This is a genomic window from Streptomyces sp. WAC00040 (assembly GCF_056835925.1).
Genome location: NZ_JAKQZE010000005.1, coordinates 122,753 through 146,777, shown reverse-complemented (window position 1 = coordinate 146,777; position 24,025 = coordinate 122,753). Strand labels below are relative to the sequence as shown.

Genomic DNA, 24,025 nt, shown 5'->3' with positions numbered 1-24,025 from the left:
CTGACGAGTGTCACTCGGAAACATTCACTGGAGCAATGGCACGAGAGTCGGCACAGTGTCGGTGGGACCTGTCTGGCGGTCAGACAGGTTGCCACGCTCGCGCCTTCTGGACCACAGCACCTCCCCGTGCGGTTCGGAAGGTTGAGTAGTGCCCCTGCCTCAGCAGCGCCCAACCGTTGAGACTCCAGAGCAACAACGTCGCCCGTGAGCAAGGGGAGGCCGCAGAGGGACCGTTGCCGCCGCTACGTGTCAACTCATGGTGCCTGCCATCGCCTGCGGAACCTGGAGGGTGGTGTGATTGCTACCTCGTCGTGCACCGGACCGAGCATCTGACCAAGACGCTACTTCTCCTAACACCGTCCGCATATCGGTTACAGATCCTCCTGCTGGGCCACCCCGACAGGGCACCCTCAACGCACCTCATTGGCCCTGAACCAGAACGGAATACCACGATGCCCTCTTCCTCTCATCCGGCCTTCTCACGACGGCGCGTCTTGGGCGCGGGAGCCGCCTTAACTGTCGCTGCCTCTTTGGGCTTCGCAAGTTCGAGCCCGGCTCAGGCGCAGGTCGCGTCAGCCGACCGGTCCGGTTATATGGATCGCGAGGAGCAACTCGCCCTCACCGCCACGGAGGCGGTCGCGGCCATCGCGGCGGGAAGGCTGAGCGCCGTCGCCTACGTCAGGACGCTGTTGGCCCGGGCGGAGGCGCTGGAAGACCTCCACCTGATCATCACCTTGAACCGCGAGGGCGCGCTGGCCGCCGCTGAGGAGATCGACGCCGCGCGTCGTGCCGGTCGGCAACTCGGCCCTCTGGCGGGCCTTCCCCTGCTGGTCAAGGACAACATCAACACCCGTGACCTGCTTACCACGGGTGGCACGCCGGCGCTGGGTGGCTTCTGTCCCGGCGACGACGCCCTGGTCCTGCAGCGGCTACTCACCGCGGGGGCGATCGTCCTGGGCAAGGCCAATCTGCACGAGCTCGCGCTGGGAATCACCAGCACCAACTTCAGTCCCTTCGCTGGCTTCGCCAAGAACCCCTATGGCCTCGACCGGATACCCGGTGGTTCATCAGGCGGAACTGCAGCCGCCATCGCCGCGCGTATCGTCCCTGCAGGTCTTGGGACTGACACGGGTGGCTCAGTCCGTCTGCCCGCGGCCTTCAACGGCATCGTCGGTCTGCGTCCCTCGGTCGGCAACGGAGGGCCCGAGCGCCGTTACAGCGACCACGGCCTACTGCCGTTGAGCCACACGCTGGACACTGTCGGCCCCATGGGCCGGACCGTGGCCGACGTCGCCCTGCTGGACGCCGTCGTCACCGATGTACAGAGCGTACAGCCGGCGCGTCTGGACGGCCTCCGGATCGGCGTGCCGCCCGTGCTGTGGAACGGCTTGCAGACGGCCGTGGGCGATGTGGGCCGGGCTGCGAAGCGGCGGCTGTCCGAGGCCGGTGTCGAGCTGATCGAGGTAGACATGCCCGATCTCCTCGACCTCGCGAACCGGATCATCTTCCCCGTCGCCCTGCACGAGCCGAACATCGACATGCCCCGCTACCTGCAGGAGAACGGCCTAGAGCTGACGATGCGAGACATCGCGGCGGAGGTCGCGAGTCCGGATGTCCGCAATCTCTTCCAGAGCGTGATCGACGACGTCAGCGCGGGAGCCTACCCCGACGCCATGAACGTCTACAGGCCGCAGATCCAGCAGATGATGGGAAGCTACTTCCTTGAACGGGGGGTCGACGCTCTGCTCTTCCCCACCGCCCCGGTCCTGCCCGCGCCGATCGACGCGGTCAACGGGTCGGGCACCATGTCCTTCGACGACGGTCCGCCGGTCGACACATTCACCACGAGCGTCCGCAACACGGTGCCGGGCAGCTGCGTCGGCATGCCCGGACTGGTTTTCCCGGGCGGCATGTCGAGCGCTGGACTACCGGTCGGGCTCAGCCTGGAAGGACCAGTCGGCAGCGATCGGAGGCTGCTCGCGATCGGTATGGCGATGGAGGAAGTCCTGGGCAGGGTTCCCGCACCGCGGATCTGACCACCCGAACTGTCCGGTGGACGGCTCCTTCACTGCGCGGTGCTGTCCACCGGGCGAGTCTACTGACCCTCGGGGTCGGCTTCCTTCCCGGAGTCGACTAGGAGCACGGCGGGCTCATTCGGCACGGCGCCAAGCTGCTGTACGCGACTTGCAACGCCACCGTGTCGCGGATCTAGCTGATCCTTCGGAAGGCGCACGGAGGTGCCTACATCGTCATTGACAGCCAGTCCATCGGCGCCGACCTCGCCTGCGCCTGGCCGACCAACGAGATCGCGGTGATGGGCGCCGAGGGTGCGGCCGACGTCGTTTTCCGCCGACAGATCGCGGAGGCCGCAGACCCCGATGCCATGCGCACCCGCATGGTCAAGGAGTACAAGGCCGAGCTGATGCACCCCTATTACGCGGTCGAGCGCGGCGTGGTGGACGACGTCATCGACCCCGCCGCCCCCGCGAGATCCTCATCCGCTCCCTGGCAATGCTGCGCACCAAGGACGTCGACCTGCCGTCCCGCAAGCACGGCAACCCCGCAATAGCACGGTCCCCCGCAGTAACGGAGCACCTTGATGGTCAAACAGGAACGTGCGTTGCGTACGCGCGAGGCGCTGATCAAGTCGGCCGGCGTGGTCTTCGACCGTGAGGGCTTCGGTACGGCGTCACTCACCGCGATCAGCAGCCGCGCCGGTGTGAGCAATGGGGCGCTGCACTTCCACTTCGCCAGCAAAGCCGCACTTGCCCAAGCCGTCGAGGAGGCCGCCGCGCACCGGCTGGCCGGTATCACGCTGCACGGCGAGCAGCAGACCACGGCCCTGCAGTCCCTGGTGGACGCCACGCACGCCCTGGCGCGCACGCTCCTCGACGACGCCGTCCTGCGAGCCGGATTCGCCCTCGGCGCCGAACAGCTCTACGCAGGCGAACGGGACGTGCGTATCCAGTGGAGCCAGTGGGTCGAGGCAACGCTCAACCGCGCCGAGGATGCGGGGGAGCTGGCCGAAACGGTGGCGCCGCAGAACGTGGTGGTCGCCGTCGTCGCGGCGACTGTGGGCTTCAAGATGCTGGGAGCACAGCACCCACAATGGCTCTCACACGGCACACTCACCCAGTTCTGGCAGCTGCTGCTGCCACGGCTGACCATGCCGTCCTGCCTGGGACATCCCCGGGCGCAGGGCAGCGCGACACCCGCACACCACACCAGGGCCGCGAACGGCGACGCCGGCCTCCCCAAGGCGCGCTCAGGGCGGCCCTGACGCCGCGCACGCCCCGCGGTCGCGCGGAATCACGCCGCCCCACCTCGCCCTACACCGGCCACAGTCGGCGCACCTGGTTCAGGCAGCGCCGCCATCTAGCAACAACCGTCCATGCCCGCAGGCCAACAGGATCGTGCCGGGCTCGCCCAGCCAAGCCCAGCCCAACACATCACAGAACCAGGACACGTATTTCATGGCAGAACACTCCCGGCGATCAGTCCTCGGCATAGCGGGCTTCACCACAGCCGCCATCGCCGTCGGCGGCGCCGCGCTCGTCAACAGCAGCAGCGCGACGGCACAGAAGGTGGCCGCCGAGACCCTGGACGGGGTCAGCAAGCCGACCCACACGCGCCTGACCCCCTTCAAGGACCGGCTGCGTATCCCTCCGACGCTGCGTCCCCGCTCCAACGAAATCCTGGACATCGACCTGGTCGACACGTTCCAGCGCCTGCACTCGCAGATGCCGGCGACCCGACTGTGGACCTATGACGGCCACTTCCCCGGCCCGACCATCGAAGTGCGCAGCAAGCACAAGGCACGCGTCTCCTGGAACAACAAGCTGAGCGGCACTACTCCCGTCAAGGCGGTGTGGGTGCACCCCGAGGGACCCGGACCTGGCCTTCTCCCGTACAACCGCCCCGGGTCCGAGGGCGGCATCCCCAGACCCGAGATCGACAGCCTGACCGCCTGGACATCGGTCCACGTACACGGCGGCCACCAGAACGCCCTCAACGACGGCGCAGCGGAGTACGGAGTGACTCCCGGCAACTCCCAGTTGGGTGAACTCGCCAACGACCAGGCAGCAGCGCACCTCTTCTACCACGATCACGCCATGGCAGTGACGGCTCTGAACGTGGCTGCCGGACTGATCGGCAACTACCTGGTCCGCGACGAGGAAGAGGCCCGGCTGGGTCTTCCTCGAGGGGAGTACGAGGTCCCCCTCATGATCCAGGACGTCAACTTCGAGACGGACGAGAGCGGGCGACTCACCGGACAGATCCTGGCCAAGCGCATCATCCCCGGCGAGGGAGCGCCCCAACCGGACACCATTCCTCCGGCGCTGGCGAGCTTCAACCCCTTCACCATGGTCAACGGAGTGGTGTGGCCCTACCTCGATGTAGAGGCACGCGCGTACCGACTGCGCGTGGTGAACGTCTCCGGGGCCCGTGCCTACCGTCTCGCCGTCGTCGACGAGGAGACCGGTAAGATCGTCAAGGGCGCCATGAAGCTTGTCGGAACGGATCTGGGCCTGCTCGGCAAGCCGCAGACCATCGACGAGGCGCTGTCGCTCTCCCCGGCGGAACGCGCCGACATCGTCATCGACTTCGCAGCTCTCTCCGGAAAGCGGTTGAAGCTCGTCAACACGATCCCTGGTCAGACTCCGGGCGAACCCTTGCCCGACTTCGCCATACCCTTCCCGGAAGTCATGCAGTTCCGTGTGGAGACGCGGCGCCGCGCCGCGTACTCGCTGCCCGCTACTCTGTCGCCCTCCTTCCGCAAGATCACCGCCGGTGATGTTCCGGACAACGCCACCGAACGCTTCGTCGTCCTCGGCTTCGACAAGACCGGTATGCCTCAGATGTGGGAGATGGAGGAAGTCGACCCTGATGTGGGGACGCGTGAGGGGATCGTCCAGATCGAGATGCCGGGCGGAACGAGAACGCTGCGCCGAACCGGCGTCCTGTTTGAAGACACCACCACCTTCTTCGCCACGGCCAGCACCTGGGAACGCTGGCACTTCATCAGCGCCGCCCCGGCAGGAGTGCCGATCTACCACCCCATGCACGTCCACCTCATGGACCTGCAGGTCATCGACCGGCGCGCCATAAACGGCTCCGGTTTGGACTTCGCGCAGGGCTACACCAAGAAGCCCATCACCCTTGGGGCCGCGGTCCCGGTCGCGCCTGAGGAATCCGGCTGGAAGGACACCGTCACCGTCCACGCCAACACGCTGGTCACTGTGGCCGGACGGCTCGCCAAGCAGACGGGCAAGGTGGTGTACCACTGCCACATCTTCGACCACGAAGACGAAGGCATGATGCGCCCGTTCGTCATCATGCCCGCCTCCATCCACAAGGTTCACCATATGATCATGGAGATGAACGGCGCCATGGGTGGCGGACACCCGGGGCACCACCAGGGGTGACGTCGTAGTTTCAGTCCGACCTGGGTCGCACACTGGGGCGGCGCGGAACGAGGGCGGGCCCGGCCGACGCGGGCCCCGTTCGGGCGCGGCGCAGCGTCGTGAGCGTGCCGGACGTCGCCGTCCACCTGTCCGCAGGCGGCGGCCCCGTCTTCTTCGAGCGGGACGACATCGACCTCGCGATCCGCCGAGACGACTTCCCGTTCCCCAAACAGGCGACGAGCCAGACCCGCCTGTTCGCACAGCGGATCGGACCTGTCTGCCAGCCGGATCTCGCGGCCCGCCTGACCGGCGCCGGTGTGTCGCAGGTAGTCCTTCTGCACACCGACACACGACCGCAGTCGTTGGACGACTGGCGGCGCATCACCGGCATGAAGGCAGAGCCCGCCGCACAGCAGGTCCTGGAGCACTTCTACCTGACCCTCCAGGCCGCCGCGGCCGGCGTCGGGGTCGCGATCGCCCCGTATGCCGTCGTCCGCGACGGCCTGGAGCGGGGACAACTCGTCGCACCCTTCGGTTTCGTTCCCGACGGCACCGGCTACCACCTCCTCAGCCGCCGATCACCCGAGCCGGACGGACGCGTCCGCGGGCTGATGGCATGGCTGCGGGCCAAGACGAGCGATTCCTAGGGCATCCCAGGGAACGTTCCGGCGTAGTGGGGACAGGCGTATTCAGAACGCCGTGTAGCCACCGTCCACGAAGTGCGGCGCCGATGACGTATGACGACTCGGGGCAGGCGAGGAAGGGGACCGCATCGGCGACCCCTTCGGGTGTGGCGAGCCGGGCGGAGCGGGATGGAGTCCTCCCTCACGCGCCGGCAGGCAGCGGGATCCGGACGTCGCTGGAACGAAGCTGCGATGATCGGCGTTTCGCGGTCAGACAGTTGGGCGCTACTGAGGCAGGGGACAACTGCTCAAGTCCTTGCTCAGGCGCATCCCACCGATCACGGTTGTTGCGATTCCTCAGGCGGTCAGCGGTCAGCGGTGGCCAGGCCAGCAGATGCGGCGTGCGCCCAGCACAAGCCAGCGCAGCTGCTTGTCGAAGCAGCGTCCGCGAAGGCGGACGTAGTCTCGGGCTTCTCGGCGAAGTGCTCCCAGGAGTCGTTGCGGATCGGGACGACACCGTGCGCATCGAGGGGTCGGGTCAATGCCAAGCCTCCCGCTTCGTGGAGAGTCGCGTATCACTGCCCGCCTCGAAGGATCAGACCCCCTGAGCCAGGACCTTCTCGAGCGCTCCCAGCGCCCCCTCCAGCTCCTCGCTGGTGATCGTGAGCGGCGGTGCCAGCCGGATCGTCGAGCCGTGGGTGTCCTTGACGAGGACGCCCTCCCGCATGAGGCGAGCGCTCACGCCGCGGCCTGTTCCCACGGCGGGGTCGATGTCGACGCCCGCCCACAGCCCGCGCGCCCGGAAGCCGACGACGCCCTTACCCACGAGGTCCGCGAGCCCGCCGCGCAGAAGCACGCCCAACTCGGCCGCGTGAAGCTGGAATTCACCGGCTTCCAGCAAATCGACCACGGCCGTGCCAACCGCGGCGGCGAGAGGGTTGCCGCCGAACGTCGACCCGTGCCCACCCGGCCGCAGCACCCCGAGCACATCCCGGCTGCCGACCACTGCGGACACGGGGACGATGCCGCCGCCCAGCGCCTTGCCTAGCAGTAGCAGGTCGGGGACGACCGACTCGTGCTCGACGGCGAGGGTGCGCCCGGTGCGGCCGAGCCCCGACTGGATCTCGTCCGCGATGAACAGGCACCCCTTGCGGCGCGTCAGCTCTCGTACGCCGGTCAGATAGCCCTCGTCCGGAATGATGACGCCCGCTTCGCCCTGGATGGGCTCGAGCAGCACGGCCGCCGTTGTCTCGTCGACCGCCGCCTCCAGCGCGGCCAGGTCGTTGTACGGGACGATCCGGAAGCCCGGAGTGAAGGGGCCGAAGCCGGTCCGGGCCGTCTCGTCCGTGGAGAAGCTGACGATCGTCGTCGTACGACCGTGGAAGTTCTCCGCCGCGACCACGACGGTCGCCCGGTCGGTCGGGACGACCTTGATCTCGTACGCCCATTTGCGGGCCACCTTGATGCCGCTCTCGACCGCCTCGGCGCCGGTGTTCATCGGCAGCACCATGTCCAGGCCCGTCAACCTGGACAGCCGCTCGGCGAACTCGGCGAGCCGGTCGTTGTGGAAGGCGCGCGAGGTGAGCGTCAGCCGGTCGAGCTGCTGGTGGGCCGTCTCGATCAGGGCCGGGTGGCGGTGGCCGAAGTTCAGGGCCGAGTAGCCTGCCAGCATGTCGAGGTAGCGGCGGCCCTCGACGTCCTCCACCCAGGTGCCCTCGGCGCGGGCAACGACCACCGGCAGCGGGTGGTAGTTGTGCGCCAGGACCGGTTCCTCGGCGCGGATCAGTTCAGCGGAGGAACGCCTGGTGACGGGAGCGGTCATGAACGGATCTCCTGAGTGCAGCACTTGATGCCGCCGCCTGCCTTCCGGAACTCGGATAGGTCGACGGGGACAGGGACGTAGCCATGGTCGTCGAGACGGGCGGCGAGTGCCTCCGCCTGCGGCGCGATGAAGACGTGGCGGCCGTCGGACACGGAGTTGAGGCCGAGCGCTGTCGCGTCCCCACGGGTGGCGGGCACCGCGTCCGGATAAAGGCGCTTGAGCACCTCACGGCTGCCAGGCGAGAAGGCCTCCGGGTAGTACGCGATGTTGTCGTCGTCCAGGACGAACAGGGCGGTGTCGAGGTGGTAGAAGTACGGGTCCACCAGGGTCAGGCTGATCACCGGATGGCCGAAGAAATCCTGCACCTCACGGTGGGCCTCACGCGTGGTCCGGAATCCGGTGCCCGCCAGGACGTACCGGCCCGTCCAGACCAGGTCGCCCTCGCCCTCGCACACGGCCTTGGGCCGGTACACGTCGAAGCCGGCCTCCTTGAACCACGTCTCGTAGTGCGTGGACTCGGGGCGGCGCTCGGGCGCATGGAAGAGGGAGCCGAAGACGCGGCCGCCGACGACGACCGCCGAGTTGGCGGCGAAGACCATGTCCGGGAGGCCGGCGACCGGCTCCACGGCGTCGACGGTGTGACCGTGGGCGCGGTAGGCGCGGATCAGCGTTTGCCACTGCTCCTGGGCCAGATCGACGTCGACATGGGCGTCGGGATGCATCCAGGGGTTGATCGCGTACTGCACGGAGAAGTGTCTGGGTTCGCAGACCAGGAAGCGCCGCCGGCGCGGCACACGGCTGTCGGGCACAGAGGGGTTCCTCCGCCTTCTGGGGTGTCGACTTGTGGGTTGGCACCAACGTAGAAGGCGACCGGGACGCCCGACGAGGAAAATGAGCTGCGCGTTTGCGCAGGAATGCTGCGCTCTCAGGCCACTCAGCGCATGTCTGGTGCGTCGAGCGGAGCGTCCTCCGGCGCGGCATGGACGGCACCCGCCTCGGGGCTCTCTGGGATGAGGTGGGACAGCACCATCACGCTGATCGTCTTCGGATGAACGGCTCCGCCCGGATCCGCTCCAGCACCTCCTCGAAGTGCTCCACGTCCCGCGCTCGCAGATGCAGCAGCGCGTCCGCGCCCCCCGTCACCGTCATTGCCGCCGTGATCTCCGGATGGTTGCGCTCCACCTCCGCGAGACGCCGCGGCGGGGCCGCGCCCTCGCAGTAGACCTCGACGTACGCCTCCGTCCGCCAGCCGAGCGCCGACGGCTGGACCGTGGCTGTGAATCCGGTGATCAGCTTCGTCTCGCGGAGCCGGTCCACGCGCCGCTTGACCGCCGTCGAGGACAGGCCGATCGCCGCCCCGATCTCGGCGAAGCTGGTTCGGGCGTTCGCCATCAGGGCGGTGATGATCCGAGTTCGTCGAACGGCGTTGGCCTGCTGTTCATGTCGGCACTGTAATCAGCGACGAACGTGCACGTCCCGTCCACCGGAGACGTCCGCACCGGCACATGTCCAGAGGTGGTGCGGGTTGCTCCTCTGCGCGACCTCGCCGTCGACGACTAATGCCTTCGCTCGAGGAAGTGCTCTACCTGACCCGCTGGAATCGGGTGCGGGCGGGCCGGAGGCGATCGACGTCGTCTTCCTCGACATCCACATGCCGGCCTCGACTGGCTGGACCTGGCCCGGCTGCTGTCCGGCTTCGCCAAATCGCCTCTCGTCGTCTTCGTCACCACCCACTGGGACTTCGCCGTGCAGGCCTTCGACCTCAAGGCCGTCGACTACGTGCTCAACCGGCGCGAGGAACGGCTCGCGGAGGCCGTCCGCCGGGCCGCCGAGCGCAGCGAAGCCGCGCCCCGGTCCCCGTACCCGAGGCTCGACCCCGGACCACATACCCGCCGAATGGGGGGAGTGACCCGCTTCGTCGCCGTCGACGACATCACGCACCTCGAGGCCTGCGGCGACTACGCCCGCCAGCACGCCCCCAAGGGCAGCAACCTCGTACGCATACCCCCGTCCGCCCCGGGATGAGCGCAGGCGCTCCCGCGGCTTCGTGCACGTCCACCGCCGCCGCCTCGTCGCCCTGCGCCACGTAGGCGCACCGACTGGACGCCGTCCCGTGAGCTTGCTGGTCGGCGCCGAGGAGCTCCAGGTAGCCCACTCGGCCTCACCACCGACACAGGAACCTGACCGCCATCTGCGAGTTTCAGCTTTTTCGCATGCGGTGTCGGCACTGTAGCCGCGGCCAGCCGGTCCCGCTTGTTGTCGCCCTCCGCGTCCGGCACTCTCACGGCCGCCACAGCAACAGTGCCCGGCCCGCATGCTCTCGAGGGCCAGGCCGCAGCGGCTCCCGCCTGATCGGTGGTGCGGCAAGTGTGCAGCTCTATGGAGCTGCGGGGAAGCCCGGAGTGCTCTTGATCGTTTTCATGGTGAACTGTGAATTGGTTCGCGCCACACCGGGAAGGTCGGTGAGCTTAGCCATGTACAAGCGCTCGTAGGCGTCGAGGTCTGCCACCGCGATCCACAGCACGTAGTCGGGCTGGCCAAACATGCGTCGGCAGTGCACCACATCGTCGAGCAGTCGCACCTCCGCCTCGAACGCCTCGATCGTGGCTCGGTCCTGAACCGCCATCTCGACATGCAGCAGCACGTGGAAGCCGCGGCCGATGGCGGCCGATGCCACAGCAGCGTGGTAGCCGGTGATCACGCCACTGCTCTCAAGCTGCCGGACGCGGCGCAGACACGGGGACGGCGACAGGCCTACGCGGTCCGCGAGCTCCGTGTTGGCCAGCCGCCCGTCCTCCATTAGCTGCGCAATTATTGCTCTATCTGTCCTATCCATGGCACGCAATGCTATGCGACCCCCTTCAGGCAGGCAATTTTGGCATCGCATGCGTCAGCAACATGGCTAATGTGCGCACATCCTTGTTGACCACCGAATGTGTAGAAGGTTGCGATGCTCGACGAACCGACGCTGAGTCTGGATGAAGACGCCCGTGAGCTGGCCGGCCGACTGCTGACCGCGTTTCTCGACGACTACGAGCGCTCCATCCCCGAACGCCCTCTCGTCCCCGAGGTGGATCGTGAGGTTCTCGCGAGTCTGCTGCCGATTCCGTTCCCGGACAAGGGCATCGGGGTCGAGGGGCTGTTCCGCGAGATCAACGAAAAGATCCTGCCGAACTCGACGACAGTCGCCCATCCACGCTTCCTCGCATATGTGTTCGGCCCGCCTAACGGCATCGCGCCCTACGCCGAGGCGATAGCTGCCGCCATCAACCAGAACTGCAACTTCTGGCAACTCTCACCAGCCGCCAGCGTGATCGAGCGCGCCGTCATCACGTGGCTGGCCGGGCTATTCGGCTACGGCGAACAGGCTGGCGGGATCCTGACCGGAGGCGGTTCGATTGCCACCCTCAACGCCCTGACCACGGCCCTGCACGCCCGTCGCCCTGACTTCCGCCAGCGCGGCCTTCAGACGACCGACCGCCAGCTCATGGTGTACACCTCCACCGAGGCGCATCGATGCGTGGACAAGGCCGCCGCCATTCTCGGCATCGGACTGGACAACGTCCGCCACATCCCCACCGACGACCAATACCGCATGCGCGTCGACGCCCTGGAAGAAGCCATCCGAGCCGACCGCAAGGCCGGACTGGAACCGTTCTGCGTCGTGGCCACCGCAGGGACCGTCACCACCGGATCCATCGATCCAATCGCCCCGATAGCCGATGTGTGCCAACGTGAGGACCTTTGGCTGCACGTCGACGGCGCCTACGGCGCGCTGTTCGTCCTGTCCAACCAAACACGCGAAGCCTTCGATGCCTGCGTCAGAGCTGACTCCCTCGCCCTGGACCCCCACAAGCTGCTCTTCGCCCCCCTGGAAGCGGGCTGCCTACTGGTACGCGACCGGACCAAACTCGCGAACGCCTATGCGTTCTCCTCCTCATACCTCACAGTTGAGGAGGACCCGCTGATGGTCGACTACATGGATTACGGCCCCCAACTGTCTCGCAGCTTCAAGGCGCTCAAGGTCTGGAGCGCACTGCAAACCTTCGGCATCGAAGCCTTCCGATCCGCCATCGACCGCACCCTCGACCTCGCCCACTACATGGCCGACCGCATCCAGGCAGAGCCCGGTCTGGAACTCATGGCACCCGTGCCACTCACCGCGGTCTGCTTCCAGATCAAGGACGCCACCGAAGCCGACCACACCGCCGTACTCGCCACCCTCATAAAAGAAGGCACCGCACTGCTCGGCCCAGCGCAACTGGGCAAGCAGCAGGGCATCCGTGCCTGCGTCACCAACTACCGCACCACCCGCGCCGATATCGACCTGATCGTGGACCGTCTGGGGGAAATCGCCCGCAGTCTTCAGCTTGTACCGGCCGACTGACACGCCGACGGTCAGCAGCCCCTGGACGCCGACACCGCATACTCCGCCTGCTCAGTGGTGTCGACGAACGGCGGGGTTTTGGGCGGCAACGTGCCGGGCGACCGCATCCACGCCCGGGCGGGCGTATCGCTCCAGCTCCATGCGCAGTCGGGCGGCACGTTTGGCGCTCGCCGGAGCCCCGCGCTTCGGCGCAAGGGCCACGAGGTGGCCGCTGCACCGTCGAGCGGCTGATGGCCGAGCTGGGCCTGGAGGGCGTCATCCGTCGCTGGAGGCACCGCACCCCGGTCCCGGAGCCGTCGGCGCACCGGCCGCCGGACCTTGAGTGCGGTTGAATTGCGTGCCGCCCCCGCGTCCGGCCCCCCAGGACGAGCCAGTACCCCGGTCACCAGCTGGCCGCCCGGCCGGGTCCCGACCAGAACCCCAGGCTGGAGCCGGTGCGCCAGGCCTGGGCAGTCGCGAGTTTGGACCGGCCGCCGCCGATCACGGCGACGTCGGTGTGCTCCATCAACCGCCACGGCGCGACCGCACTCCAACTCCGCGACCGACAGCCGTGATGATCCGTCCTGTCCTCAGCGGCGACCTGGCGGGCCCATGGCCGCCATCGTCGTGTTCGAGGTCGGCAACACAACGGGCAGTAACGGGTACTCTCGACGACGTCTCCACGAACTATGTAGGTATGTGGCGCATGACGCGGGCTCAGTGATTGCGGTTGCCGTTCGCCGCCCGGTCGGGCCGGTGTTTCCCGTAGGCCGAGTTACCGCCCGGGCCTCGCTCTCGGTGCCGGCCTTGTCCGTGGGTCCGCGAAGCGGCCGCTCTTGTCGGCCGTACGGTCCGCTGGATGCTCGACTCCGTCGAAGGTCCCGCGCCTTCCGAACCGCACGGGGAGGCGCTGTGGTCCAGAAGGCGCGAGCGTGGCAACCTGTCTGACCGCCAGACAGCTCCCACCGACACTGTGCCGACTCTCCTGCCATTGCTCCAGTGAATGTTTCCGAGTGACACTCGTCAGAGAAAGCGACGATTCCCCTTGGCCGGGTCCATGTTCGATCTTCACCGCCTCCGTCTTCTGAGGGAGCTCAAGCACCGCGGCACCCTCGCTGCGGTCGCACACGCGTTGTCATACAGCCCTTCCTCGATCTCCCAACAGCTCTCGCTGCTGGAGTCGGAGGTTGGTGTCCCGCTTCTCGAGCCCGTGGGCAGACGCGTGCGTCTGACTCCTCAGGCCGAGATTCTGGTCGCTCACACAGAAGCCGTACTGGAGAGGCTGGAACAAGCCGAAGCCGACATCATCAGTTCGCTGAGCGAACTCTCCGGCACCCTGCGGATCGCGTCCTTTCAAACCGCGGCGCTGGCTCTCGTCCCGACGGCACTGACGCTGCTGCGTGACGCCCATCCTCGCCTGCGCGTCCAGCTCACCCAGTTGGAGCGCGAGGGCGCACTGTCGGCTCTGCTGGCCCACGATGTCGACCTGGTCATAGATGTGGAATACCCGGGTGACCCCAGCCCGCGCCACGCCGAACTCGAGCAGCAGGTCCTCGGCCGCGACTTCCTGCACGTGGTCCACCCGGGCATCGCGGACGGGGCTGAGCCACAGGAGGTGCTGCGCATGCTGGCTGATCACCCATGGGTCATGGAGCCTGAGGGAACGGCCGCCCGCACCTGGGCGATGGCCGTGTGCCGTGACGCCGGATTCGAACCCGACGTGCGCTATGAGTCCGCCGACCTTCTTCTCCACCTCCGGCTCGCGGAACAGGGGCATGCTGCCGCACTGCTCCCGGACCTCGTATGGCTGGGCCGTCGCCCGACTGTCGACCTGCAGCCCGTTCCCTTCCCTCACCAGGAGCGCACGCTGGTCACCGCCGTACGCCGCGGCAGCGGCCGGCACCCCGCCATTCTGGCCGGCCGGCAAGCTCTCGCAACAGCGTCGGGCATCCACTTCGGCCGTCAGCAAGAAGGCACTGCCTCGTCCTTTCCCTGGCCTGAAGACCCTGACGCTGCTGATGACTGATTCCGACGAGCGGCGCTCAGGCGTCAGTGCAACCCCGCTCACGCCGCGGGCCTCGCCGTCGGCGCCCTGACAAGCTTCACGTGGACAAGGGTTACGACTACAACCACGTGCGAAAGTGCCTTCCGCAAGGCCCGCGAGTTGCCCCAGTCGACGCCTGCACCGCCGCTACGAGCAGGAGCCGGAACACTTCCTGCCTTCGTCGGTATAGCCCCAGCCCTCATCTGCCACCGCCGACTCACCAACTGAAACGGCGTCTTGTGGCTGACTCGGGCCCAGGCCGCTACGGCACCCGGCCGATCAGCTTCGCAAGCACGTTTTCGCAGGCCGCCAGCGGGCGGTGTCCGTCACCTGGCGCACGGGCTCCAAAGCTGCCTTCCCGTTTGCGTGCTCCCGCGTGCATCCGACTCGCAGGACGAATACCCAAATTTGCCGGGAGAAGCGGGTGAACTTCAAATGAACGGCCATGATCAGTTCGTTTTCTCGATGAATATCGATCGAAAGGGTTCACTGGAAGACCCGTGCGTCCGTTGACACAGTAGGTGCGACAGATCCGACCAACTCGGTGAGCGGCTGATCTACGTTCGTTCGGTAAGGAAGCTCGCGATCATCTTCGGAGGGATTGAAGCGTGACCTCGTCCCGTGAAAAGAACAGGGTTATCCCTGTGACCTCACCCGCAGAACGTGTGAAGCACGAGCCAGTGCCCACCGCTATCGAGGTGCGCCTGTTGCGACTGGACGATATAGAGCCCCTCATGATTTTGGAGCACAAGAAATGGACCGACGACCAGGCGGCCCGGCGTGAGGACATGGCGCGTCGGATCGAGGCGTATCCGGATTTGTGCTTCGGAGCTTTCGCGAGAGACACAGGCGAGGCACTTGCTTCAATGTTCGCGAAACCGATCACGATCGGGCAGGTGCGCGCTGCGGACACGTGGGCTGACTGCGCGAACGTCGATCTTCCCACTCCGGAACGGACCCGGAGCCTGTTCGGGATCAGTCTGACCAGTACCGAGCAGGAAGCCGTGGATGCCATTCTCGGGTTCTTCTGGCCGATTGCCCTGAAGGACGGCCGCCGTGAGATCTACCTGGGGTCTCCGCTGCCGGGTCTGCGTGCCTGGAAGATCCGGAATCCTGATGAGCCGGTGGAAGCCTACGTCCACGCGAAACGCAAGAACCACCTGCCGCTCGATCCGCAGCTGTTCTACTACTACGAGAAGGGGTTCAAGCGGATCGAGGCCTGCAAGCCCGACTACTTCCCGCATGAGCGGTCGCTCGACTACGGCGCTGTGATCCGCGCAAGGATCCCGCTGTCGGCAGGTGCTCCACTGTGGCGGATAGTGCCGCTCTCCTGGTTGCGGCGGATGACACGCTTCCTACATTCCGTGGGCCAGTCCTGACGCCATGAGTTCATCAGTCACATCAGCGGTACGTCCACGAACTCGTAAAGGAGACGAGGTGTTTCACCGAATACCACCGTCGGACATCGTGGAGGTCGTCCAGCAGCAGTCGGCCGGCCCCGACCGCGATGCGTACTCCTTCATGGGCAACACGAGGAGCGGCATCGTCGACGATTCTCTGGGCTGTCGCGAACTCGACCTGGAAGCTCGCCGGATCGCCGTCTGGCTGACCGACCACAAGGTGGTGGCCGGTGACCGGGTTCTGCTGCTCTTTCCTGCGGGGCTGGGCTTCCTCAAGGCCTTCATGGGGTGCCTGTACGCGGGGGCGGTAGCAGTACCCGCCCCGCTGCCGGACCGCTTCACGACGGCGATCGACCGAACAGCCGGCATCCTGCACGACGCCGAGGTGTCCGCAGTCCTCAGCGACGGCGGAAACGTTCCGTTCGTGACCGAGTGGTTGTCGGAACGAGGCTGCCAGGCCCCCTGCGGCGCAGTGGACGACATGCCCGGCGATCCCGGGGACTGGCGCCGGCCACACCTGTCCAGAAACGTCCTGGCATTCCTGCAGTACACCTCGGGCTCGACCAGCGACCCCAAGGGTGTGAAGGTCTCCCACGGGAATCTCCTGGACAATCTGGCATCGATAAGCCGCTGCGTCGGCATCGAGGACGGCTTCCGGCAGGTCGGATGGCTGCCGCCGGTCCATGACATGGGCCTTATCTCACAGTTGCTCATGACCGCCTATCTGGGGGGCCGACTGCTGCTGCTGCCGCCCAGCGAGTTCCTGAGGCGTCCACACCGATGGCTTGAGCTCATCGACGAGTTCGGCGCGAATTACGCGGGCGGGCCGAACTTTGCCTATGACCTGTGTGTCCAGAGGGTCAAGGAGGAACAGGTCGCCGGCCTGGACCTCTCCCGTTGGAAGGTCGCGTTCAACGGCGCCGAACCCGTCCGTGAAAAAACACTTGCGGCTTTCGCCGAACTTTTCGCCCCCTCGGGATTCCGGGCATCGGCGTTCGCGCCCTGCTACGGCCTGGCCGAAGCGACTGTCCTGGTCACGGGAACCGGACACCGCACGCCGGTGACGCTCGAGGCCGACACCGATGCCCTCGCGCACGGACAGCTCCGCGAAGCCGAAAAGAGCGCCCAGTCTCGCTCCTTGGTCAGCAGCGGCCGCGGGGAAGGCTGCCAGGTCGTCATCGCGGACCCGGCCACAGCGCGTCCGCTGGGTGAAGGCCAGATCGGGGAGATCTGGGTACGGGGCAGTTCGGTCTCGCAAGGCTACTGGCGGCGCGACGACCTCACCGCGGAAACTTTTGGTGCCACGACGAGCACAGGCGACACCGGCTTTCTGCGCACGGGTGATCTGGGCGCACTGCGGGACGGGGAGCTGTACGTGACCGGACGCCTCAAGGACATGATCGTCGTACGCGGCCGGAACCTGTACCCACAGGACCTGGAAATGGCGGCGCGGAACGTCGACGCAAACAATTTCAGCGGGGCATCGGCGGTCTTCCGGCTGTCCGACACCTGCGAGAACATCGTCGTCGTCCAGGAGATGAGGCCGACGGCACTGCATTTTGCCGATGCCGCCCAGGAATTCACCCGAAAGATCCGAAGCGCACTCGTGGAGGAGTTCGGAATCCAGCCGCCAAGCGTCGTGCTGGCGAAACCCGGCGCCGTACGGAAGACCACCAGCGGAAAGATCCGCCGTTCGCTCGTGCGCCAACTGTTCCTCGATGCCGAACTCGAGACGTTCCACGAGGACCTGGCCACTACCGCACAGGCGCTGCAGCGCCCGGCATGGAGATAAGAAATGACTGGCAACATGAATACACTGCAGGACTTCGATCTGACCGACTGGCTGGTCGAACGGGTGGCCTTCTATCTGGAGCGGCCGCCCGAGGCAATCCATCCCGACGTCCGACTCGCGGAGTACGGCATGGACTCGCTGTACTCCCTGAGCGTCATCAGCGACATCGAGGACCGGCTGAACGTCGACATCGACGCGACAGCCATGCGCGTGTACACCACGATCAACGCTCTGGCCGGCCACCTCGAAGAACTGCTCGGCCGGGTCCCTGCCGGGACGGCACCGCAAGCCGGGGGTGGGTCGTGACGGCCCCCGGCAATCCCCTGGACGCGCCGGCCGCGATGCCGCTCACGGCAGCAGAGACCACGGCTGCCGACCTGGACCGGTTCCTGGGAGATCCGCTCCGACCCGGCACACCGTTCTCGTATCGGGACATCGTCGAGAGCGAGGAGCGAGGCGAAGTGCCGCCCGGAGCGGTCGAAGCCCTGCGGCAGTGGGGCCTGCCCAAACATCTCGTCCCCACCGAACTCGGTGGCAGCCTGCGCACCTTCGAAGAGCTCTTCCTCGCCACTCGCGCCCTCGCCCGGCGCAACCTGACCCTCGCTGTGATGTACGGCTCCACCCTCCTCGGCGCACTGCCGGTGTGGCTGTGGGGCAGCAGGCAGCAGAAGGAGGAGCTTGCCAAGGAGATCCTCGGCGGCGGCCTCGCGTCGTTCGCCACGTCGGAGGCCGATCACGGCAGCGACATCGGCGCCAATGAGATGGCCGTCCGGCCCGAGGGCGACCACCTGGTGCTCACCGGAGCCAAGTGGCCGGCCGGCAACGCCACCCGGGCACGCTTTGTTACGACATTCGCTCGCACGGGACGCGCGAGCAAATTCTCCCTTCTTCTGGTCGACAAGGAGCAGTTGGGCCCCGGCAACTGGTCCAACCTGCCGTTCGTCAAGACCGTGGGGTTGCGCGGCCACGACCTGAGCGGCATAACCTTCGACAACTGCCGCCTGCCCGCCTCCGCCGTCGTCGGACGTCACGGGGCGGGACTCGTACAGACCCTGAAGCTGCTGCAGATCACCCGCACCGCTGTCGCTGCCCTCTCCCTGGGCACCATGGATGCCGCCGTACGCATCGCCCTGCGCTACGCTCACCAGCGACACCTGTACGGCGGACCCATCTACTCCTTGCCGGCTATCAGGGACCAGTTGCTCAAAGCCCACATCGACGTACTCATCAGCGAATGCCTCGCCTTGCCAGTTGCACGAACCCCTGCGGTCGCCCCAGGACGTCTGAGCCTGTGGTCCTCGATCGCGAAGTACTTCACCCCGGTCATCGCCGAGGAGGTGCTCTCCAGCATGGCCGGTGTGCTCGGTGCCCAGAGTTATCTGGCGGAAGGAGTCGCTGACGGCATCTTCCAGAAACTCCGGCGCGACCACGCCATCGCCAGCATCTTCGAGGGCACCACACACGTCAACCTCCACGCCGTGGCTCACCAACTCCCGTTCGTCCTGGCAGACCACGGCGACCGCACCGGCAACTCGGACGGGAACGATTTGCTGGCCGCCCTGTTCTCCCGCACCGAAGACGCACCTGAATGGCAGCCCGACGGGCCCAGCCTGCAGCTGACCAACGAGGGCCGGGACGAGATCACTCACAGTTGGGAACAGATCAAGCGGCACATGGCGGACCTGGCAGCCGATCCGGAATGTCCATCGGCCCATCGCGATGTGAGCCAACTCGTGGCGGAGATTGACTCAATGCGGGAGCGCTGCTATGCCGGCATCGCCAAGGACGGCACCTGGGACAGCAACTCCACAGGCGCCCTGGCCGCAGCCAACGAGCACTGCGTGTTCCACGCTGCGGCATCGTGCCTTCTCACCTGGCTGTTCAACCGCAACGAACTCGGCGGGGAATTCACCGATGCGCACTGGCTCGCCCTCTGCCTCCAACGGCTCATCCAACGACTCCGTCCGGACCGGCAGTTTCCCGACACCTGCGTTGCGGCCCTCGAAGACCGCGTGCTGCGCAGCCTCCGCGAGGACACGCCGTTTTCCCTGGCGGAACTCGCCAGGCCCTGACGTGCTCCCCGGCCTGCCCTCCGGGGTCGGCGGTTCGGTTGGAGGGCATCTTCCCGGTTTGGGTTCCGCCCGCAGGCGTGATCACGGTGGTGAAGGCCTGCTACGCGGTCCGCTCCGCGGCGGAGGGCACCATCAACGAGTCCGCCCACGGACACGGCATGCGCCACTGCCGCTACCGAGGACAGCCGAAAGCCAACCTGCAACACGTACTTGCGGCCATCGCCGTGACCATCGAACGACTCAGCGGTCGAACAGCAGCCGAGGAAACTCCCTCCCTCGCCCGCCGACCGCCTTCCAGACCTTCCTGGACCAGCATCAGATCCCCCGCTCGAAGTCCTGGCGAACCCTCGGGAGCTGACCTCGACCACCCCAAGATCCCCGACAGTCAAGGTGAGGGACGGCTTCCCTGCCATTGCAGGGCTATGATCACGGCAGCGGCGTCGTGGGGTCGCTGTACATCGAGGCTGGTGTATCTCTTGAACGCGTGCAGCCGGTTCAGCACAGTGTTGCGGTGGATGCGCAGCACCCGAGCAGTGGCGCCTGCGCTGCCGGTGTCCAGATAAGTGCTGATGGTCTCGAGGATCTTCCGCCGTTCCAGGTCCGTGCATCTTTCCAGGTACGGAAAGACGATTTGCCCCAGGTCACAGCCGACCCCGGCGAGTAGATGCTGGGTCACTGAGCACCAGCGATCGGCCAGCGTGGCGACGCCTGTGCTGTCCATCGGCAGATCGATCATGATCTCCCTCGCGGCTGCGGCAGCGTCACGTACCCGTGCCAGCCCGCGGGCCACCGGCGCGACAGCGACTGCCACGTCAGCGAAGAGGTCCTTCACTCCTTTCGGCAGCCGGCGCAGCGCAGGATCCGCCGTTGGCCAGAGGAACAGGGTGTGATGACCCAGGTCATAGTCGAAGAAGATCTTGCTGTATCGCGCGGAGCTTCGGATCCTTCTGCGCACCGCTACTCCGTCGTCCCGAGAGACTGCGGCGACGCAAAAATCGTCCGATAGGGAGACTCGCAGCGCCCCCGCGATGCGGTCAAGGGCGGAATCGGTCGGTCTCGTGGTGCCGAAGAGTTGCGAAAGATACTGCCGCTGAAGATCGGCGTTGGCCTGTTCAATGACTACCTGTTCTGCGAGGTAGTGCTCCTGCACGAACGCCGCGAACTCGTCCACCGTGGCCCACACCCGCCCGGCCTTGCGCACCAGCAACGCCGGGTCCACCCCGGAGGTCGGGTCCGCCAGATGATTCCACAGCACGTTGAAATCGAGGCGGATGGCGCGGAGCAGGCTGTCCAACGGCACTCCCTGCCGGGCGCGCCGCGCACCCAGCAGCCGTGCGATAGCCGTCAGGACGCTTGTGGTTCCATCCGAGCGCAGGCTGTCCAACATCGCAGTGAACGACTCGACGCTCGATCGCCGCAAATCCTCCGCCGTAAGTGCGGAGTCGGCGTAAGAAGTGTCCGCCATGGTGCGTGCCAGGAACTGTTCCACCATCGCATCCAAACGATCGCGTGTCCGCTCGATGAGATCGTCCCAGAGCTGCTCTTCCTGCTCAGACACGCCTAGCTCCTCGTCTGCTGCTGTGTGCTCGGAGTTCCTACGGCCGCGGAAAACATGTCATCGCGCCGTTACGCAAACACGATAGCCACCCGGTTGGGCATCTGCTCAATTTTTCATTCCCAGTGCAGTGCAACTTTTCATTGCTGGCCCGCACGGCCGCTGGCACTGTTCCGCATGCGCACTCTCCCGTGCTTGAAAAAAGGAGCTGCTCATGGCGGTGTCAACACGCGTGGACGCCACACGCCCGGGCGCTTCCGACGACGGTGACTCGGGCTACCTTAAAAGCCTCTCTCACCCTCAGTTCCAGATGATCGGTATCGGCGGCGAAATTGCCACTGGGCTCTTTCTAGGCACGGGTGGGGGGATTGCCTCGGCTGGCCCGTCTTTTTCTGGCAATCGCTTACGCCTTTCTGTGGTGTCTTTGCTTTCTTTATTCTGCGGGCACTCGGCGAACTACCGCCCTGGCCATCCTCAATACGTGGGCGACCATCGTTCTCTGTCAGCTGAGACTTACCGCTGGTCGCGGAAGGGCTGGGTGGGCCGGCCCGCGTTCCGCCTGTTCGGCGATTCCTTGACGTCGTACCTGACGCTCGTTTTCTTCGGGGTTCTCGTCCTCATGCTCTTCGACTACCCCGTCGGGACCTACACCCTTGGCACGCCGGTCTTCATCGTCCCGGCCCTCATCATCGGCTGGTTTTGCGTGCGCCGCCGGGTCCTCGCCCCAGCCGCCGACCGTGCCCCATCCACGCCGGCTCACTCCCGTAACCACTGATTAAACTCTCCTAGGAAAAGACTGACATGTCTATCGAACCGACCACTGCAGGCTGCGCCGACCTGTTCCTGCGGGACTTCCGCTCGCTGAGCCGGATCGGCGAGACACCTGGCGGAGGTGTCGACCGGCAGGCCGCAACTGTCGCGGACGCCCAGTCACGATCCTGGTTCACAGCTCTGCTGAGCCAGTACGGGTTCACCGTCGAAGTCGACTCGGTCGGCAACATCTTCGGGTTGCTGAATTGGAACCCGGGAGCGCCGTACGTGTTGGTCGGCTCCCACCTCGACAGCCAGCCCCTGGCCGGCAAATTCGACGGTGCGTACGGTGTCGCGGCCGCCCTGCACGCAGCCCGTCGGCTGGCTGCCAGCCACGACCCCTCACACAGGCCGAAGTACAACCTGGCGGTGGTGGACTGGTTCAACGAGGAAGGATCCCGCTTCGCCCCGTCCATGATGGGCAGCTCCGTCTTCACCGGGAAGATGACGGCGGCGGACGCCCTGGCCACCCGGGACGCGGACGGTATGACGGTCGCAGAGGCCCTCTCCGCCATCGGGCACACCGGTTCGGGGATTGGGCCGGTACCCGCCGCATGCGCCGAAATCCACATCGAGCAGGGGCGGTCCCTTGATGAGTCCGGGACAACGATCGGACTCGTCCACTCCTGCTGGGCGGCAGAAAAGTTCACCGTCACCGTGCATGGGGCGCAGGCGCACACTGGATCCACCATCATCGCCGACCGCCGCGATGCACTTCTGGGCGCGTCCCGGCTGGTGGTCTTGCTGCGCGAGCTTGCCGACCGCCACCCGGCCGGAGTCCTGCACACCTCCGTCGGACAACTCACAGTACTGCCCAACTCCCCTGTCGTAGTGGCCCGTCAGGTCGACCTGACAATGGATCTCCGCTCTGCCGACGAGGAAATCCTCGCCGAGGCCAAGCAGTTGTTGAAGCAGGGCATCAATCTGATCGAGGACGAGGTGAAGGTCCGGATCGAGGTCAGCGGTACCCATGCCTGGGGTGTCCGTCCGTACTCGGCGGCCGGCGTGGACCTGGCCCGCGAGTGCACGGACTCCCTCGGCCTGACGAGTCGACCGGTGTACACGCTGGCCGGACACGACTCCATCAACATGAACGATGTGGTACCCACGGTGATGCTGTTCGTCCCCAGCATCGAGGGTGTCAGCCACAACGAGGCCGAGTGCACCGAAGACGCCGACCTGTGCGCGGGAGTCGACGTGCTGACCGAGGTGGTTCGGCGACTGTGCGAGGGCGCGCTCGATGGCTGACTCAGGGCGTCTGAGGGTTGCCATCCTGCAGGCTAAGAGTGTGGTCGGTGACGCCGCCCACAACCTCACAACCGTCGAGGAGTTCGCACAGCAGGCCAGAGTAAGTGGTGCGCAGCTACTGGTGACGCCAGAGCTTTTCGTCAGCGGCTACGACCCGATAGTCGTCGCCGATGACGATGGAAGGGGACATCGTGAACGACTCGCCGCCATCGCACGGTCCACAGGCGTGTCGCTGGTGGCCTCGACCGTCGACCACCAGGACGGTGAACGCTTCATTGGTGCCTCGCTCTTCAACTGGCGCGGGGACGAACTGACCAGGTATCACAAGACACATCTCTTCGGCGGGGCAGAGACGAGGCTGTTCACGCCCGGCCGTCAGCGTCCTCAGATCGTCCCCCTTCATGGCGTCCCTGTGGCGCTCGGCATCTGCTTCGACGTCGAGTTCCCCGAGTTCACTCGCGCCGTCGCGCTGTCCGGCGCCGAGCTGCTGTGCGTGCCCACCGCGGTGCCGTTGCGCCCGGCGGTCGACGGGGAGCCCGCGCCGTTCGACACCCGTCTCATCCCGGGCATGGTCGTCCCCACCCGGGCGCTTGAGAGCCAGATCTTCATCGCGTACGCAAACCACGCCGGCCCCGGTTTCTCCGGACTGAGTTGTCTAAGCGATCCATACGGTCGGCGGACTGCGGCTGGCGAGACGGGCGACGAACTGGTGGTGGCCGAGGTGAGCCGCCGAATCCTGCTTACGGCGCGCCGCGATACGGATTATCTGAGCCTGCACGGCTGAGGTGCCCGTCTCAAAGCGATGTCTTCTTTCCGCGCAACCGATCCTGCCGCCGTGGCCTACCCGTATCGAGCCCCTTGAGGACATTTCGTGAGCACGTCCCCGCA

General features: G+C 66.3%; 18 protein-coding genes and 6 pseudogenes. 17 read left to right on the top strand and 7 right to left on the bottom strand.

All coding sequences use genetic code 11. The annotated features are described in order from the left end of the window. The first annotated feature begins 452 nt into the window (after window positions 1-452). The 5 genes and pseudogenes from iaaH (at window position 453) to MDN94_RS35600 (ending at window position 6,052) form a co-directional block, all read left to right on the top strand. Entirely contained in the window at window positions 453-2,036 is a 1,584-nt protein-coding gene (gene iaaH / locus MDN94_RS35620) for an indoleacetamide hydrolase (RefSeq protein ID WP_482729962.1), read from the top strand. A gap of 77 nt (window positions 2,037-2,113) precedes the next feature. Then, window positions 2,114-2,562: pseudogene (locus MDN94_RS35615) on the top strand (carboxyl transferase domain-containing protein); the annotation flags it as partial. Window positions 2,563-2,599: 37 nt separating this feature from the next. Next, a complete protein-coding gene (locus MDN94_RS35610; protein ID WP_482729961.1) occupies window positions 2,600-3,280 on the top strand; it encodes a ScbR family autoregulator-binding transcription factor in 681 nt (226 codons plus the stop codon). 193 nt (window positions 3,281-3,473) lie between these two features. Further along, window positions 3,474-5,426 carry a multicopper oxidase family protein gene (locus MDN94_RS35605; RefSeq protein ID WP_482729960.1) on the top strand — a complete coding sequence of 651 codons (1,953 nt, stop codon included), beginning with the start codon at window positions 3,474-3,476 and terminating at the stop codon, window positions 5,424-5,426. A gap of 104 nt (window positions 5,427-5,530) precedes the next feature. After that, complete coding sequence (locus MDN94_RS35600) at window positions 5,531-6,052, top strand: LysR substrate-binding domain-containing protein (RefSeq protein ID WP_482729959.1); 522 nt, start codon at window positions 5,531-5,533, stop codon at window positions 6,050-6,052. Window positions 6,053-6,623: 571 nt separating this feature from the next. On the opposite strand, the gene rocD is transcribed toward MDN94_RS35600, so the two are convergent. The 3 genes and pseudogenes from rocD to MDN94_RS35585 all read right to left on the bottom strand — a co-directional run bounded on the left by rocD (window position 6,624) and on the right by MDN94_RS35585 (window position 9,292). Then, the gene (gene rocD / locus MDN94_RS35595) at window positions 6,624-7,850 is read right to left on the bottom strand and encodes an ornithine--oxo-acid transaminase (RefSeq protein ID WP_482729958.1); all 1,227 of its coding nucleotides are present in this window, start codon (window positions 7,848-7,850) and stop codon (window positions 6,624-6,626) included. After that, on the bottom strand, window positions 7,847-8,659 hold the full coding sequence (gene ddaH / locus MDN94_RS35590) for a dimethylargininase (protein ID WP_482729957.1): 813 nt from the start codon (window positions 8,657-8,659) through the stop codon (window positions 7,847-7,849). Before ddaH ends, rocD begins: the two co-directional genes overlap by 4 nt. 125 nt (window positions 8,660-8,784) lie before the next feature. After that, window positions 8,785-9,292, bottom strand: a pseudogene (locus tag MDN94_RS35585) (Lrp/AsnC family transcriptional regulator). Between the two features lie 152 nt (window positions 9,293-9,444). On the opposite strand from MDN94_RS35585, the pseudogene MDN94_RS35580 reads away from it, so the two are divergent. Beyond that, window positions 9,445-10,083, top strand: a pseudogene (locus MDN94_RS35580) (LytR/AlgR family response regulator transcription factor); the annotation flags it as partial. 144 nt (window positions 10,084-10,227) lie between these two features. On the opposite strand, the gene MDN94_RS35575 reads toward MDN94_RS35580, so the two are convergent. Beyond that, a complete protein-coding gene (locus tag MDN94_RS35575) occupies window positions 10,228-10,551 on the bottom strand; it encodes an Lrp/AsnC family transcriptional regulator (RefSeq protein WP_482730223.1) in 324 nt (107 codons plus the stop codon). 3 nt (window positions 10,552-10,554) lie between these two features. Then, window positions 10,555-10,686: pseudogene (locus MDN94_RS35570) on the bottom strand (AsnC family transcriptional regulator); the annotation flags it as partial. Between the two features lie 114 nt (window positions 10,687-10,800). On the opposite strand from MDN94_RS35570, the gene MDN94_RS35565 reads away from it, so the two are divergent. Beyond that, on the top strand, window positions 10,801-12,237 hold the full coding sequence (locus MDN94_RS35565) for a pyridoxal phosphate-dependent decarboxylase family protein (protein ID WP_482729956.1): 1,437 nt from the start codon (window positions 10,801-10,803) through the stop codon (window positions 12,235-12,237). Between the two features lie 382 nt (window positions 12,238-12,619). On the opposite strand, the gene MDN94_RS35560 is transcribed toward MDN94_RS35565, so the two are convergent. After that, the gene (locus MDN94_RS35560; RefSeq protein ID WP_482729955.1) at window positions 12,620-12,742 is read right to left on the bottom strand and encodes a hypothetical protein; all 123 of its coding nucleotides are present in this window, start codon (window positions 12,740-12,742) and stop codon (window positions 12,620-12,622) included. A 531-nt stretch (window positions 12,743-13,273) separates the two neighbouring features. Between MDN94_RS35560 and MDN94_RS35555 the strand changes: the two genes are divergently transcribed. The 7 genes and pseudogenes from MDN94_RS35555 to MDN94_RS35525 form a co-directional block, all read left to right on the top strand. Then, entirely contained in the window at window positions 13,274-14,242 is a 969-nt protein-coding gene (locus tag MDN94_RS35555) for a LysR substrate-binding domain-containing protein (protein WP_482729954.1), read from the top strand. Between the two features lie 41 nt (window positions 14,243-14,283). Further along, window positions 14,284-14,385, top strand: a pseudogene (locus MDN94_RS35550) (IS5/IS1182 family transposase); the annotation flags it as partial. A gap of 483 nt (window positions 14,386-14,868) precedes the next feature. Further along, complete coding sequence (locus MDN94_RS35545; RefSeq protein ID WP_482729953.1) at window positions 14,869-15,639, top strand: hypothetical protein; 771 nt, start codon at window positions 14,869-14,871, stop codon at window positions 15,637-15,639. Window positions 15,640-15,727: 88 nt separating this feature from the next. Then, on the top strand, window positions 15,728-17,452 hold the full coding sequence (locus MDN94_RS35540; RefSeq protein ID WP_482729952.1) for a fatty acyl-AMP ligase: 1,725 nt from the start codon (window positions 15,728-15,730) through the stop codon (window positions 17,450-17,452). Between the two features lie 15 nt (window positions 17,453-17,467). Further along, window positions 17,468-17,758 carry an acyl carrier protein gene (locus tag MDN94_RS35535; protein WP_482729951.1) on the top strand — a complete coding sequence of 97 codons (291 nt, stop codon included), beginning with the start codon at window positions 17,468-17,470 and terminating at the stop codon, window positions 17,756-17,758. Next, complete coding sequence (locus MDN94_RS35530; protein ID WP_482729950.1) at window positions 17,755-19,524, top strand: acyl-CoA dehydrogenase family protein; 1,770 nt, start codon at window positions 17,755-17,757, stop codon at window positions 19,522-19,524. Before MDN94_RS35535 ends, MDN94_RS35530 begins: the two co-directional genes overlap by 4 nt. A 77-nt stretch (window positions 19,525-19,601) precedes the next feature. Further along, window positions 19,602-19,706 (top strand): annotated as a pseudogene (locus tag MDN94_RS35525) (hypothetical protein); the annotation flags it as partial. A gap of 203 nt (window positions 19,707-19,909) precedes the next feature. Here the strand turns inward: MDN94_RS35525 and MDN94_RS35520 are convergent. Further along, a complete protein-coding gene (locus MDN94_RS35520; protein ID WP_482729949.1) occupies window positions 19,910-21,082 on the bottom strand; it encodes a helix-turn-helix domain-containing protein in 1,173 nt (390 codons plus the stop codon). A gap of 211 nt (window positions 21,083-21,293) precedes the next feature. Here MDN94_RS35520 and MDN94_RS35515 point away from each other — a divergent pair, with 211 nt between their 5' ends. Genes MDN94_RS35515 through MDN94_RS35505 form a run of 3 tightly spaced genes read left to right on the top strand, consistent with a single transcriptional unit; the run spans window position 21,294 to window position 23,921 of the window. Next, window positions 21,294-21,854, top strand: a complete 561-nt coding sequence (locus MDN94_RS35515) for a hypothetical protein (RefSeq protein ID WP_482729948.1) — start codon at window positions 21,294-21,296, stop codon at window positions 21,852-21,854. Window positions 21,855-21,880: 26 nt separating this feature from the next. After that, window positions 21,881-23,137: a M20 family metallo-hydrolase gene (locus MDN94_RS35510; protein WP_482729947.1), complete on the top strand. Its 1,257-nt coding sequence runs from the start codon at window positions 21,881-21,883 to the stop codon at window positions 23,135-23,137. Further along, window positions 23,130-23,921, top strand: a complete 792-nt coding sequence (locus tag MDN94_RS35505; protein WP_482729946.1) for a nitrilase-related carbon-nitrogen hydrolase — start codon at window positions 23,130-23,132, stop codon at window positions 23,919-23,921. Before MDN94_RS35510 ends, MDN94_RS35505 begins: the two co-directional genes overlap by 8 nt. Window positions 23,922-24,025 lie beyond the last annotated feature (104 nt).